The sequence below is a fragment of the Lysobacter sp. KACC 24251 genome (assembly GCF_057747755.1).
In genome coordinates, this window is sequence record NZ_CM173222.1 from 476,314 (window position 1) to 490,091 (window position 13,778).

Annotated in this window: 14 protein-coding genes; 5 read left to right on the forward strand and 9 right to left on the reverse strand. The window is 68.2% G+C overall.

Going from position 1 to position 13,778, the window contains the following annotated elements:
- Positions 1–64: 64 nt before the first annotated feature.
- The 4 genes from AC3ARF_RS02210 to AC3ARF_RS02225 form a co-directional block, all read right to left on the reverse strand.
- Complete coding sequence (locus AC3ARF_RS02210) at positions 65–655, reverse strand: ABC-type transport auxiliary lipoprotein family protein (RefSeq protein WP_498931952.1); 591 nt, start codon at positions 653–655, stop codon at positions 65–67.
- A gap of 116 nt (positions 656–771) precedes the next feature.
- Positions 772–1,698, reverse strand: a complete 927-nt coding sequence (locus tag AC3ARF_RS02215) for an MlaD family protein (protein ID WP_498929890.1) — start codon at positions 1,696–1,698, stop codon at positions 772–774.
- A 3-nt stretch (positions 1,699–1,701) separates the two neighbouring features.
- Positions 1,702–2,508, reverse strand: a complete 807-nt coding sequence (locus AC3ARF_RS02220) for an ABC transporter ATP-binding protein (protein ID WP_498931954.1) — start codon at positions 2,506–2,508, stop codon at positions 1,702–1,704.
- Positions 2,505–3,617 carry an ABC transporter permease gene (locus tag AC3ARF_RS02225; RefSeq protein ID WP_498931956.1) on the reverse strand — a complete coding sequence of 371 codons (1,113 nt, stop codon included), beginning with the start codon at positions 3,615–3,617 and terminating at the stop codon, positions 2,505–2,507. The genes AC3ARF_RS02220 and AC3ARF_RS02225 overlap by 4 nt, the downstream gene beginning before the upstream one ends.
- 112 nt (positions 3,618–3,729) lie before the next feature.
- On the opposite strand from AC3ARF_RS02225, the gene AC3ARF_RS02230 reads away from it, so the two are divergent.
- Positions 3,730–4,992: a threonine/serine exporter family protein gene (locus tag AC3ARF_RS02230; RefSeq protein WP_498931958.1), complete on the forward strand. Its 1,263-nt coding sequence runs from the start codon at positions 3,730–3,732 to the stop codon at positions 4,990–4,992.
- Between the two features lie 106 nt (positions 4,993–5,098).
- On the opposite strand, the gene AC3ARF_RS02235 is transcribed toward AC3ARF_RS02230, so the two are convergent.
- The 3 genes from AC3ARF_RS02235 to AC3ARF_RS02245 form a co-directional block, all read right to left on the reverse strand.
- Positions 5,099–5,464 (reverse strand): H-NS histone family protein, encoded by a 366-nt coding sequence (locus AC3ARF_RS02235; RefSeq protein ID WP_498929892.1) that lies wholly within the window; start codon positions 5,462–5,464, stop codon positions 5,099–5,101.
- 257 nt (positions 5,465–5,721) lie between these two features.
- Positions 5,722–7,437, reverse strand: coding sequence for a proline--tRNA ligase (locus AC3ARF_RS02240; RefSeq protein ID WP_498929894.1), 1,716 nt, complete (start codon positions 7,435–7,437; stop codon positions 5,722–5,724).
- 160 nt (positions 7,438–7,597) lie between these two features.
- Entirely contained in the window at positions 7,598–8,005 is a 408-nt protein-coding gene (locus AC3ARF_RS02245) for a DUF4124 domain-containing protein (RefSeq protein WP_498929896.1), read from the reverse strand.
- A gap of 79 nt (positions 8,006–8,084) precedes the next feature.
- Here AC3ARF_RS02245 and pssA point away from each other — a divergent pair, with 79 nt between their 5' ends.
- The 4 genes from pssA to AC3ARF_RS02265 are packed head-to-tail and all read left to right on the forward strand — an operon-like array spanning position 8,085 to position 10,292.
- The gene (pssA, locus tag AC3ARF_RS02250; RefSeq protein ID WP_498929898.1) at positions 8,085–8,855 is read left to right on the forward strand and encodes a CDP-diacylglycerol--serine O-phosphatidyltransferase; all 771 of its coding nucleotides are present in this window, start codon (positions 8,085–8,087) and stop codon (positions 8,853–8,855) included.
- A complete protein-coding gene (locus AC3ARF_RS02255; protein ID WP_498929900.1) occupies positions 8,852–9,355 on the forward strand; it encodes a hypothetical protein in 504 nt (167 codons plus the stop codon). Before pssA ends, AC3ARF_RS02255 begins: the two co-directional genes overlap by 4 nt.
- Positions 9,356–9,402: 47 nt before the next feature.
- Positions 9,403–9,840: a ribosomal protein S18-alanine N-acetyltransferase gene (gene rimI, locus AC3ARF_RS02260; protein ID WP_498931959.1), complete on the forward strand. Its 438-nt coding sequence runs from the start codon at positions 9,403–9,405 to the stop codon at positions 9,838–9,840.
- Entirely contained in the window at positions 9,840–10,292 is a 453-nt protein-coding gene (locus tag AC3ARF_RS02265; protein ID WP_498929902.1) for a hypothetical protein, read from the forward strand. Before rimI ends, AC3ARF_RS02265 begins: the two co-directional genes overlap by 1 nt.
- A 40-nt stretch (positions 10,293–10,332) precedes the next feature.
- Here the strand turns inward: AC3ARF_RS02265 and AC3ARF_RS02270 are convergent, their stop codons facing one another.
- Both AC3ARF_RS02270 and AC3ARF_RS02275 read right to left on the reverse strand, forming a co-directional pair.
- On the reverse strand, positions 10,333–13,263 hold the full coding sequence (locus tag AC3ARF_RS02270; protein ID WP_498929904.1) for a valine--tRNA ligase: 2,931 nt from the start codon (positions 13,261–13,263) through the stop codon (positions 10,333–10,335).
- 56 nt (positions 13,264–13,319) lie between these two features.
- Positions 13,320–13,763, reverse strand: coding sequence for a DNA polymerase III subunit chi (locus tag AC3ARF_RS02275; RefSeq protein WP_498929906.1), 444 nt, complete (start codon positions 13,761–13,763; stop codon positions 13,320–13,322).
- Positions 13,764–13,778: the final 15 nt, after the last annotated feature.

Below are 13,778 nucleotides of genomic sequence, written 5' to 3' on the forward strand. Positions count from 1 at the left end.
TTCCCGCTTGCGTCAATCCCGCCATTGTCGCGGGTTTCGGCTGGAGCACCAAGTCGGCCCCTGGTCAGCGGGCGGGCGTCGCTTCCCGGGCGGCGCCCATGGCCAGGGTCCAGCCGGCCAGATCACGGGCCATGCCGGCCAGCGCGGTTTCAAAAGCATCAACCACCGCGGGCACGGCGGCATCGCGCGCGGGAACCGCCTGCAGGAAGGTGCGCGAGGCCACCACGTCGGGGGCCATGCCGTGGAGCAGCTTGGCGCGGACCTCGATGGTCGCGGCCGGCTGGCCGCTGGCATAGTCGGATTCAAAGCGCCGCACATCCAGGACCAGCCGGTAGTCGGTCGCGATTCCCGTGCCCTGGCGGCTGACCACGCCGATGCGGCCGGAATCCTCCAATGCGCGCAGCACCGCATCCTCCAGCATTTCGCTGGGGCGCTTGGCCCACTGCGCGCCCTTGTAGACCTGTAGTTCCTGAGGCGTAGGCCGCACAGCAATGCGCGCGCTGTCGATTGCGCGGGCGGCGGTGGGCTGGGCGACGGTGAGCGACCAGCGCACGCTGGGCCAGCTGGGTTCGGCCACAACGCGTGGGTCGGGCGCGTACGGCGTCGCGCCGTCGCCCTTGCCAGGCGAGAGCAGGGCGCAGCCCCCCAGTGACATCAGCAGCACTGACGCACCCGCCCACCGGAGAAAGAGGCGGGCGGGGCGCGCGTGCGGCGTGTCCCTCCGGAGGCGCTGCGCGTCAAGCGAGGTCGAAGCGGTCGTCACGGCGAGGCTCATTTCGGCTCAAACTCCTTGGGGGCGTCGCGTCCGAGCAGGTAATCGGCCGCGCCGCTGTCCAGGCGGTCGCTGATGCGCCGCAGGTCGCGGACCAGCACCCGCAACTCGGTCAGGGTGGGGCCGATCTGGCCGAGCCCGTCGTTGGTGAAGCTGCGGATCGCGCCGCGGTTCTCGTTGATCATGGCGTCCGCCCCGCCGACCGCGCCGTCGAGCTTGGTGAGCGTGTTGTCCAGCTTGGCGATCAGCGGCGGCAACTTGTCGACCAGTTCGCGGTCGAGGTCTTCCACCGCGCCCTGCGTGGTCGTCAAGGTGGCGGTGAGTTGTTCGCTGGCCTTGCGGCCATTGACGATCAGCGCGCGCAGATCCTCGCGCTGGTCGGCGATCGAGCCGGTCATGGACTCCAGGTGCGCCAACGTGTCGGAGATGCGCTTGACGTTCTCCTCGCTCAGCACCTGGTCCAGCCGCGAGACCAGCCGGTTGGCGGTGTCGGCGATGTTCTGCAGGGCCGACGCCTCGGTCTGGATCACCGGCACGTCGCGGCGGTCGGTGTCGATCAGCGAGGGGCTGGTGGGGCTGCCCCCGGTGAGCTGGATGAAGGGCGTGCCGGTGATGCCGGTCATCGACAGTTTGGCCCGGGTGTCGGACTTGACCGGCGTGTCTGCCTGTACGCGCAGGCTGGCGATCACCCGGCGCGGGTCGTCCGGCGCCAGCCGCAGCGTCTTCACCGTGCCCACGGAAATGCCGTTGTACTGCACCGAGCTGCCTTCGCTGAGACCGGTGACTGGTTCGTTGAAGATCACCAGGTAGTCCTGCCAGCCGCGCTCGGACGAGTACTTCGCCGCCCACAGCGCGAACAGCAGGATGAACAGCGTCACCACGATGGAGAACGCACCGATGAGGACGTAGTTGGCCTTGGTTTCCATGGGTCAATGGTCCCGGTTGGCGGCGTGGGCGTCGCGCGCGGCGCGTCCGCGTGGGCCGTGGAAGTATGACTGCACCCAGGGGTGGTCCAGCTTCTCGACCTCGGCGACGGGCGCGCAGGCGATCAGGCGTCGATCCGCAAGCACCGCGATGCGGTCGCAGATGGTGTACAGGGTATCCAGATCGTGGGTGATGAGAAACACGGTCAGTCCCAGCGCGCGCTGCAGGGTCAGGATCAACTGGTCGAAAGCGGCCGCGCCGATCGGGTCCAGGCCGGCGGTGGGTTCGTCCAGGAACAGCAGCGGCGGGTCGAGCGCAAGCGCCCGCGCCAGCCCCGCGCGCTTGCGCATGCCGCCGGACAACTGCGAAGGCAGCTTGTCCACCGCCTCCGCGGGCAGGCCGGCGAGCTTCACCTTGAGTAGCGCCAGTTCGTAACGCAGCGAATCGGGCAGGTCGCGGTGGTATTCCTTGAGCGGCACCTGCACGTTCTCGCCCACGGTCAGCGAGGAAAACAGCGCGCCGTCCTGGAACAGCACGCCGGTGTGGCGCTCGATTTCCCGGCGCTGCCCGGGATCGGTGCTGCGCGCGTCGATGCCGAAGACCTCGATCTCGCCCGCCGCGGGCTGCTGCAGGCCCAGGATCGTACGCATGAGGACGGACTTGCCGCTGCCCGAGCCGCCGACCACGCCCAGGATCTCGCCGGGACGGACATCGAGGTCGACGCCATCGTGCACCACCTGCTCGCCAAAGCGGTTGACCACGCCACGCACGCGGATGATGGGGCTCGGATCTGGGGCAAGGACGGCGTTCAGAAGTTGAGCTCCATGAACCAGATGGCGGCCAAGGCATCCAGCACGATCACCATCGAGATCGCCTGCACCACGCTGGAGGTGGTGCGCTCACCCACCGACTGCGCGGTGCCTTCCACCTGCAGGCCTTCCAGGCAGCCGATCAGGGCGATCACCACGGCGAACATCGGCGCCTTGACCAGGCCGACGATGAAGTGGCGCACCTCCATCGTGTCCTGCATGCGCGACAGGTACTGTGGCGGCGGAATGTCGAGCCCATAGGCGCCCACGGTGAGGCCGCCCAGCAGGCCGAATACCATCGCCACGAAGGTGAGCAGCGGCAGCATCACCACCAGCGCGAGCAGGCGGGGAATCACCAGCAGGTCGATCGGGTCCATGCCCAGCGTGCGGATCGCGTCCACTTCCTCGCGGCTCTTCATTGCGCCGATCTGCGCGGTGAACGCACTGGCGGTGCGGCCCGCGAGGATGATGGCGGTGAGCAGCACGCCGAACTCGCGCAGGAAGGAAATGTTGACCAGTTCGACCACGTAGATGACGGCGCCGAAGTCGCGCAGCACGTTGGCACCGAGGAAGGCGACCACCGCACCGACCATGTAGCACAGCAGCGCCACCAGCGGCACGGCATCCAGGCCCACCTGTTCCATGTGGTGGACGGTGGCCGTGGGGCGGAAACGCGTGGGCTCGCGCACCATGCGCAACATCTTGGACAGCACCTCGCCCAGGAATCCAATCAGCGCGGTGGACTCCTTGAGGTTGTCCACCACCGAGTGGCCCATGCGTTCCAGCGCCGCATTGACGCCGTACTCGCGCTTGCGCCGGGGACGGTCGTCGGCCACGTCCTCGATCGCCGCGACCAGGGCGCGGTGGCGCTCGTGGAACTGGAACTGGCTGAAGTCCAGGTCGCGGCGTCGCGCGAACCGCATCAGCTGCAGCACGCCCAGCGAGTCCAGTCGATCCACCTGGCTGGCGTCCACCGTGGTGGCCTCGGGCGGTGCGTCGGTCAGTTGCTGGCGGATCGCATCGGCGTGGTCGAGCGTCCAGCCTCCGGCGAGGCGGAGCTGCGAGGGCTGCTGCGGTTCGAAGGTGAGCTCGGGCAGTCGCACAGTGGGGATGATGGGCGGCAGAGTCGGGCGCTGAAGTCGAGCATACAGGCTCGGTGCGACGCCGTGTCCGGACCGTGATGAAACGCCCGCTAGCCCATGTCGATATTTCACCGTGCATGCGATGCTTGCCGCCATGTCGAACATCGCGCCGCCCACCGCCGCCAGCTACGCGGACCGTATCCATTTCCTCATCGAGCTGGCCGAGCGCTTGCACCGCTACGGCACCACCGCGCAACGCCTGGAAGGCGCCATCACCGCCACCGCGCAGCGGCTGGGCGTCGACTGCGAGCCCTGGTCCAATCCCACCGGGATGATCCTGACCTTCAGCGATCCCCTGCGCCCGGCGGGGGAAGGCGATTCCACCCGCGTGTTGCGCCTGCCATTGGGCGAGAACGACCTCTACCGGTTGGCCGAGACCGATCGCATCGCCGAAGAGGTGATCGCCGGGCGGATGGGATTGGTGGAAGCCCACTCGGCGATGAGTGCCTTGGATCGTCCGCCGGGACGCCGGGGCCAGCTGATGCAGGTGATGGCTTTCGGCTTGGCCGCCGCGGGCGTGGGGGGCCTTTTCCGGCTGCCGTGGCTGGACATCGGCGTCGCGGGACTCAACGGTGTGTTGACCGGCTGGCTGGCGTTGTATGCGGCGACGCGTCCGCAATTGCGCGAGGCGCTGGATGCGGTGGCGGCGGTGATGGTGGCCACGGTGGCCATCCTGGTGGCCAGCCTCGTGGCGCCGCTGAACCAGAACACCGTGATCATCGCGTCGCTGGTGGTCCTGCTGCCGGGGTTGGCGCTCACCAACGCGGTCAACGAACTCAGCAGCCAGCACCTGATGTCGGGCACCGGCCGCTTCGCTGGCGCCATCACCACCGTGATGCAGCTTGCGGTGGGCGTGGTCATCGCCCTCTACGTGACTGACCTGATGGGACTCGAACCGCAGGTGCGCGCGCTTCGCCCGCAAAGTGACTGGGTGGAATGGGCGGCGCTGGTGGCGGCGGCATACGCCTTCGCCGTACTGTTCAAGGCCCACCGCCGCGACTATCCGAAAGTGATGTTCGCCGCGGCGTCGGGATATCTGATCTCGCGCTACGCGGGGCAGGCGTTCGGCAGTCCGGCTGGCGTGTTCATGGCCGCGTTGGCGATGACCGCGGCAGGCAACGCCTATGCACGCTGGTGGCATCGCCCCGGCGCCATCATCCGCGTACCCGGCATCATCATGCTGGTACCCGGTAGCATCAGCCTGCGCGGCCTGCTCAGCCTGCTGCAGACGCAGGACGTGAATGCGGGGCAGGAAGCGGTGCTGGCGGTGATCAACATCTTGCTGGCGCTGATTGCCGGTCTGTTGTTTGGCAACCTGCTGCTGCCGGCACGTCGCAATCTGTAACCGCGCGGGGTTTCCCGGCCTGGGAATGACGACGCCGGCACTGGGCCGGCGTCGGGGTGTACCGCATGTCTGGCGCCCCGCCGCTTGGCCGGGCGCCGAAGAACGTTCACTTGATCAGGAAATCATCCAGGCTGCGGCCGGCGGAGGTCAGGCTGGCGAGCCAACGCGGCTGCTTGCCACGGCCGGTCCAGGTTTCCGCGGCATTGGCCGGGTTGCGGTACTTCGGCGCGACCTTGCTGCCGGCAGTCGACGACTTGCGCGCCGCCTTCTTCGGCGCGGAGGTGCGCGGTGCGCTGCCGCCCGTGCCGAACAGTTCCGCGACGGTATAACCCTCGGCCTTGATCAGCGCTTGCACCTTCTTGCGCACGGCCGCGATGGGCTTGCGCTTGGCCAGCGTGGTCTTGCGCTTCTTGGCCTGGGTGATCAGCGACTGCAGTTCCTTGGCGGACAGGGTGTCGAGATTGATCGACATGAAACCTCCGGTAATGGTCGGGATTATCCCGGATATATGGGGCGGGATATTCGGGCCGCGGAATGCGACGCACCTGGGCGATGGTAATGCCGCCATCGCGATCGGTAAATGCGTGGCATGAATGTCGCGGTAACTGTTGCGGGCACGCGATGCCGAACAAGTAGCGCCGCAAGGCGGCTGCAAACGAAAAACCCGACCTCGCGGTCGGGTTTCTGCGGCGGGCCTGTGCATGGCCTGCGTAGTGCTGAGGCGAAGAATCAGCCAGCGAGTCCGAGCCTGCCGCGCAGACCCACGCGATCGAGGTTCTCGGCCTCGCTGGCACGACGATGCCGGTATTCGAAGGTACCCGCGGCAACCCCGCGCTCGGACACCACGATCCGGTGCGGAATGCCGATCAGCTCCATGTCCGCGAACATCGCGCCGGGGCGCAGGCCACGGTCGTCGAGCACGGTCTCGATGCCGGCCGCATTGAGTTCGCGGTACAGCGCCTCGGCAGCCTCGGCCACAGCGGCGTCCTTCTTCGGATTGATCACGCACACCGCGGCCTGCCACGGCGCCATTGCTTCCGGCCAGCAGATGCCATTGTCGTCGTGGTTCTGCTCGATTGCCGCCGCGACGATGCGCGACACGCCGATGCCGTAGCAGCCCATCAGCGGCACGGCGGCCTTGCCGGTTTCGTCCAGCACGGTGCACTTCATCGCCTCGGCGTAGCGGCGGCCGAGCTGGAACACGTGGCCGACCTCGATGCCGCGGGCGATCCCCAGCGTGCCGTGGCCGTCCGGCGACGGGTCGCCTGCGACCACGTTGCGGATGTCGGCGACTTCCGGCTCCGGCAGATCGCGGCCCCAATTGACACCGGCCAGGTGGAAGCCATTTTCGTTGGCGCCGACCACGAAGTCGGCCATGGCGGCGACGCAGCGGTCGGCGATCACGCGGATCGGGCGCACCGGGTTGAGTGGGCCGAGAAAGCCGGGCTGTGCGCCCAGGTGCTCGACGATCTCTGCCTCGCTGGCCAGGCGGTAGTCGCCCAGGCCGGCGAGCTTGGCCAGCTTGATCTCATTGACGACGTGGTCGCCGCGCACGAGGGCGAGGGCGAACTTCGCGTTGCCCTCGGCGTCGACCCCCACCACCGCGACCGACTTGACGGTGCGTTCCAGCCCGATGCCCAGCAGCGCGGCCACGTCCTCGCAGGTCTTCTGCGTCGGCGTGTCGACCTTGTGCATCGCTTCGCTGGCGGCCGGGCGTCCTCCCGGGGCCACCGCCTCGGCCAACTCCACGTTGGCGGCGTAGTCGGAACCGGTGGAGAACGCGATCGCATCTTCACCGGAGTCCGCCAGCACGTGGAACTCGTGCGAGGCATTGCCACCGATCGCGCCGGTATCGGCGAACACGGCGCGGAACTTCAGCCCGAGGCGGGTGAAGACGCGGCTGTAGGCCTCGTACATGTTCTTGTACTCGCGGCCCAGGCACTCCTCGCTGATGTGGAACGAGTAAGCGTCCTTCATAAGGAACTCGCGCGCGCGCATCACGCCGAAGCGCGGACGGATCTCGTCGCGGAACTTGGTCTGGATGTTGTAGAAGTTGACCGGCAGTTGCTTGTAGCTGGAGAGCTCACTGCGCGCGAAGTCGGTGATGACCTCCTCCGCGGTTGGGCCGTAGCAGTAGCCGGCCTCCTTGCGGTCCTTGATCTTCAGCAGCTGGCCCCCGAACTTCTCCCAGCGCCCCGTTTCCTCCCACAGTTCCTGCGGCTGGATGGTCGGCATCAGGAGTTCGATGGCCCCGGCGGCATCCATCTCCTCGCGCACCGCGCGCTCGACCTTGCGCAGCACGCGCAGGCCCAGCGGGGACCAGGTGTACAGGCCGGCGGCGAGCTTGCGGATCATGCCGGCCTTGAGCATCAGCTTGTGGCTGATGATCTCGGCGTCGGCCGGGGTTTCCTTGGTGGTGTGGAGGTGGAACTGCGACAGGCGCATCGAGGGGCTTCACGCGGAGGGAAGCCGCCATTTTGCCATGGCCGCGCGATGACCACCGCCGGGGGGCGGGCGTGCGTGCGGGCGGGGCTGGCCAAAAGGCGCTGGGGGCCGATGCGGCCGCTGCCGGCATCAGTCCGATGTGGGTGTGGACGTGCTGCCGTCAGCGGAGAGGTATGACGGGACCGCCTTCGCAGTAGGTCTTCACGGCCGCCTCGGCCTTGGCGGTGCGCTCGGTGCGTTCGGCGGGGGTCAGCTCCCGTTCGTGCTTGCCGTCGCGGTCGGCGTCCAGACCCACCGGCGTACTGCCCTTGAGGATGGCGAGGTTGCTACGGGCATTGCTGCAGTCCGCATTGACCACGGGCTTGGTAGGGGCGGTCGGCGCACGCTGGTCGATGCTGCGATCCTTCACCTTCTGCCCAGGCGGCGGGGAGTCGGCGTAGTGGGTCACGCCGCGGGCGTCCTTCCACTGGTAGACCTTGCTGGCGCCGGCGGGGAGTGCGGTTGCCAGCAACAGGGCAGCCGCAAGGCCGAGGGCCAGGGCGGGGACTCGGGCGGCAGGGCGGGGCATGCGGGGCTCCGGCACGATAAGGCGGACGCCCCGATTGCAACACCCTGCCGGAGGGCAGGCAAGCGCTAAACTGCCAGACATGGATCGACCGCACATGCCAACTCCCCGCCACCGGGGCATTTACCTGCTGCCCAACCTGTTCACCACTGGCGGCATGTTCGCGGGGTTCTACGCCATCATCGCCGCCACGCAGGGGCATTTTGCCGATGCGTGCATCGCCGTGTTCATAGCCGCGGTGCTGGACGGGGTGGATGGCCGCGTGGCGCGACTCACCAATACCCAGAGCGAATTCGGGGTGCAGTACGACTCGTTGGCGGACCTGATCAGCTTTGGCCTGGCGCCGTCGATGGTCATGTACCACTGGGCGCTGGCCTCGATGAAGCTGGACGGGGTGACGCCGGGCAAGATCGGTTGGATCGCGGCGTTCCTCTATGCGGCCTGTGCCGCGCTACGGCTGGCGCGGTTCAACTCGCAGGTGGGGCAGGTCGACAAGCGCTGGTTCATCGGCCTCGCCAGTCCCGCCGCGGCCGGACTGGTGGTGAGTTTTGTGTGGACGTTCGATGCCTTTGGCTTCAGCGGACCGGAACTGCGCTACGCGGCCCTGGCGCTGACCGTAGTGGCGGCGCTGCTGATGGTCAGCCGGATGCGTTACTACAGCTTCAAGGGCGCCGGTCCGCGACATGACCGCGTGCCGTTCCTGGTGCCGGTGCTGGTGGTCGCGGTGCTGGTGGCCATCGCCATCGATCCGCCCGTCGTCCTGCTGGCCATCTGCGCGCTATATGCGCTGTTCGGCCCGGTTTACGCGGTGTGGCGTCGTGCGCGCCGCCGGCCCGGCGAGGCCGTGCCATGAGTGTCCCGTGGTCGCCCGAGCAGCAGGCCTGGTTGAAGGCCCTGGGGCACCGCGTGCTTGTGCTGGCTGGCGACGACGCCTCGGCGGGTCCGCTTGCCGCCGAGCCGGTGGGGGAGTCTCGGGTTGCCGCGCCAGTGCCCTCGGCAACCGGGTATGGGGGCCAGCCGATGCGTGGGGCCGACGGGTCGGGCGGGATGGCGGCCGGTCGCCTCCCCGCGGCTGACGTAAGGGAGCGCCGTGCATCGCCCGGGCGCCCGGCGGCGGATACGCCGGATGCAGGGATCAATCCGCCCGCACCACCGCGCCCGACCCCCACGCGCGCGCCGGATGACGCATTGGAGCGCGCGTTGCTGCGCGCCACCGGCCAACGCACCCGCTCGGAAGCGCGCGCAGTGCTGCAACGGCTGGGGGTGGACGCCCAAGCGTTGCGTGGCGACGCCCAGGCCAAGCGTGCGTTGTGGCGCCAGTTGCGTCCGCTGCAGCCGAGGTTCCGTCCGTGAGTGCCCGCGCCAATGACACCGTGCCGGCGCCCGTGGCCCTGCGCCCGATGCGCGAGGACGACCTCGTGGCAGTCCACGCCCTGGAGGAGCGCGCGTACGAATTCCCGTGGACCTTGGGCATCTTCCGCGATTGCCTGCGTTCGGACTACGCGGCGTGGGTGCTGGAGGAGGAGGGTGCGGTCATCGGTTACGTGCTGATGAGCGTCGCCGCGGGCGAGGCGCATATCCTCAATGTGTGTGTTGCGCCCGAGCTCCAAGGGCGCGGACTGGGTCGCAAGTTGGTGCGGGCAATCCTGCATGTAGCGCGCGGGCGCGCCGCGGAACGCGTGTTCCTGGAGGTCCGTCCGTCCAACACGGGCGCCATCGCGCTGTACCACGACGAGGGATTCAACGAGATCGGGCGGCGTCCCCGCTACTATCCGGCCAAGGACGGGCGTGAGGACGCCATCGTCATGGCCATGGAGATTTTCAGGGAGGAAGGGTGATGTTGATTCGCAGTGCAGCTCTTGTGGGATTGATGATCGTCATGACGTCCGTGCACGCGGGCGAGGCCGCGGAGGCCAGCTCCGTGCCAGTGTTGGAAGCGGTCCCGGGATGTGTCGAGGCGAAGATGGGGCGGGTGGCGGTGTCGCTGGGCTCCAGGGACACGCGCGCCGCCCGAGGCGTGAGCTATCAGCAGGCTTTCGGCAAGCTGGCCCAGGCCGCCGCCGACCGGGGTGGCAATGCCGTCGTGCTGCGCAATCACGAGGCAGCCTACGTTACCCGTTCCAAGCGGCTGGATCCGCGGCCGGGCTATATCGGGTTGGAAGGCCTCGTGATCCGGGTGCCGGCCGACGGGTCAGCGTGTTCGCTCGCGGAAATTGACGTGGAGGCCTTTGCTGAGCGCTCCCGCGGTGCCGAGCGCGAGGCCATCACCACCGAGAACAAGAGCTTCTGAGCTCGCGCGGCGGGCTTCACGAAGCCCGCCGCCGCAACCGTCAGCCCAGCTTCGCGCGCTGCGCGGCCAGTGCCTCGCGCTGCAAGTTCCAGTCGAGCAGGCGCTTGCGCTCCTGCTCGACCACCGCCGCCGGGGCATTGGCCACAAAGGTCTCGCTGGCCAGCTTGTTCTGGCACTTGGCGATCTCGCCTTCCACGCGCTTGAGTTCCTTGTCCAGCCGGGTGCGCTCGGCGCCGAGATCGACCAGGCCTTCCAACGGCACCAGCAGCTTCAGCTCGCCCACCACGGCGGCTGCGGCAGCGGGCGCGTGGTCGACGGACGCCAGCCATTCGATGCGGTCCAGGCGGGTCAGGAAGCGCAACTGCGAATCGAAGCGCGTCACGCGCGCGCGGTCAGCGTCCACGCCATCGGCCAGCAGCAGTGCCACGGTCTTGCCCGGCGCCACGTTGAGCTCGCTGCGCACCTTGCGCAGGGCCGAGACCATCGCCTTCAGCCATTCGACGTCGACTTCCGCAGCGGCAAATTCGCCCGACGCCGTGCCTGCCTGGGGGTAGGGCTGGCGCATGATTGTGCCGGTGAGACCCAATTTCGGTCCCACGGCCTGCCAGAGTTCCTCGGTCACGAATGGCACCAGCGGGTGCAGCAGGCACAGCAGCCGCTCGAGCACGTACAGCAGGGTGTGGCGGGTGCTCTCGGCCGCGGCGGTGTCCTCGCTGTTGAGGGCGGGTTTGGCCAGTTCGACGAACCAGTCGCAGAACTGGTTCCACGCGAACTCGTACAGCGCCTGCGACAGCAGGTCGAAGCGATAGTCGGCGAAGTGCTGTGCGGCTTCGGCAGCGGTGCGATCCAGCTGTGCCAGGATCCAGCGCTCGGCATCGGTCACCGGCTGCGGCACCGCGGGCGCCTGTCCGGCCGCCAACGCTTCGCGCGCGGCGAAGCCTTCGGTATTCATCAGCACGAAGCGCGTGGCGTTCCACAGCTTGTTGCAGAAGTTCTTGTAGCCCTCGGCGCGGTTGAGGTCGAACTTGATGTCGCGGCCGTGGCCGGCCAGCGCGGCCATGGTGAAGCGCAGCGCGTCCGCGCCGAACGCCGGGATGCCCTCGGGGAATTCCTTGCGCGTGGCCTTCTCGATCTTCTCGGCCATCTTCGGTTGCATCAGGCCGGTGGTGCGCTTGGCGACCAGAGCGTCCAGGGTGATGCCGTCGATGATGTCCAGCGGGTCGAGGATGTTGCCCTTGGACTTGGACATCTTCTGTCCGTCCTTGTCGCGCACCAGGCCGGTCACGTAGACGTCGTGGAACGGCACCTCGCCCGTGAAGTGGTCGGTCATCATGATCATCCGGGCGACCCAGAAGAAGATGATGTCGAAGCCGGTGACCAGCACGGACGAGGGCACGTAACGCTCGTAGCCGCGCTTGGCCATGGCATCCGGATCGGGCCAGCCCATGGTGCTGAACGGCCACAGCGCGGAGGAGAACCACGTCTCCAGCACGTCGTTGTCCTGGGTCAGCGCGACGTCCGGCCCGAGGCGGTTGAGCGTGCGCACTTCGGTCTCGCTGCGGCCGACGTAGGCCTTGCCCTGCGCGTCGTACCACGCCGGGATGCGGTGGCCCCACCACAGCTGGCGGCTGATGCACCAGTCCTGGATGTTCTCCATCCAGTGGCGGTAGGTATTGATCCAGTTGCCCGGCACGAACCTAACCTTCCCGGTCTCCGCGAGCTCAAGCCCGCGCGCACCGAGCTGGTCCATCTTCACGAACCACTGGTCGGTCAGGTAGGGCTCGATCACCTGGCCGGTGCGGTCGCCGCGCGGCACCTGCAGCTTGTGCGGCTTGGTCTCGATCAGGCGGCCGGCGGCTTCCAGGTCGGCCAGCACGGCCTTGCGCGCATCGTAGCGGTCCAGGCCGTGGTAGGCGGACGGGACGTTGAGCAGCGCATTGGCGTCGGGGACGGCGGCGTCGCGGCTGCGCTCCGCGGTTTCGCCCGCCGGGCCGGCCTCGACCGCGGCCGCATCACCGTGCGCGCGCCCGACCACCTTCGCATCCGGGGTGAAGATGTTGATCAGACCGCGGTTGGGCAGCGCATCGAACACGCCGGTGCCGACGTGGCGGTTCCACACCTGGTAGTCGTTGAAATCGTGCGCCGGGGTCACCTTGACCACGCCGGTGCCGAACTCGCGGTCGACGTAGTCATCCGCGATGACCGGGATCTCGCGGCCGGTCAGCGGCAGCGTGACCGAGCGGCCGATCAGGTGCGCGTAGCGCTCGTCTTCCGGGTGCACCATGACCGCAGCGTCGCCGAGCATGGTCTCCGGACGCGTAGTGGCGACCACCAGCGTGCCGCTGCCGTCGGTGAGCGGGTACTCGATCGACCACAGGTGGCCGTCTTCTTCCTCGTTGACCACTTCCAGGTCGGAGATCGCGGTCTTCAACACCGGGTCCCAGTTGACCAGGCGCTGGCCCCGGTAGATCAGGCCGTCCTCGTGCAGCTTCACGAAGGCTTCGGCGACCGCGTCGGCGGCCATCGGGTCCATGGTGAAGACGCGGCGCGACCAGTCACCCGAGGTGCCCAGGCGGCGCATCTGCCGCTCGATGGTGTCGCCGGACTGCTGCTTCCACTCCCACACCTTGGCGATGAAACCCTCGCGGCCCAGCGAGTCGCGGGTCTCGTCCTTGCCCTCGATCGCGAGGTTGCGCGACACCACCATCTCGGTGGCGATGCCGGCGTGGTCGGTGCCCATCTGCCACAACGTGTCGTAGCCGCGCATGCGGTGGTAGCGCACCAGCGCGTCCTGCAGCGTGTGCTGGAACGCGTGGCCCATGTGCAGGGTGCCGGTCACGTTCGGCGGCGGCAGCAGGATGGTGTAGGGGTCGCCCTTGCCACTGGGCTTGAACGCGCCGCTGCTCTCCCACTGCTGGTACAGGCGGGATTCGAATTGGGTCGGATCGTAGCTGGAGGAGAGCGAGGTCATGGGGCGGTCGCGGTAAGGGGTGGGGTGGCGCCTGCGACGGCGTGCGTCGCGGGGGACTACATGTCGTACTTCTTCAACTCCAGGCCACGCGCCTGGTATTGGCGCCAACGCTCACGCAACGGCCCACGTGCGGACTCGTCGGCCGGGACCACTTCCAGCACCCGGTCGAAGCTGCCTTCGACCGGGTTGTCGCGCAGGTTGATCACCAGCGGGCGCACCGGGGTGTCCACCGACGGCGGGGCGATCAGCACCGGCGCCAGGTGGTCGCCGTCCTCCTCGTCTCCCTCGTCGGCCAGGCCGGCGATCTGGTGCGGGACGAACGCGTCCTCGTCGAACGACCACAGCAGGTCGTCCAACTGCTCGGCCTGGGCGGCATCGCGGGTCAGCACCAGCGTCCACAGCCCGGCGTCATGCGCCTTCTGCGCCAGCTTGCACACCAGCAGCAGCGGTTCCTCGCGGAAGCGCGGCTTCTGGATCAGGTAAAACTCGGCGCTGGCCATGCGGGCGCGGGTCGG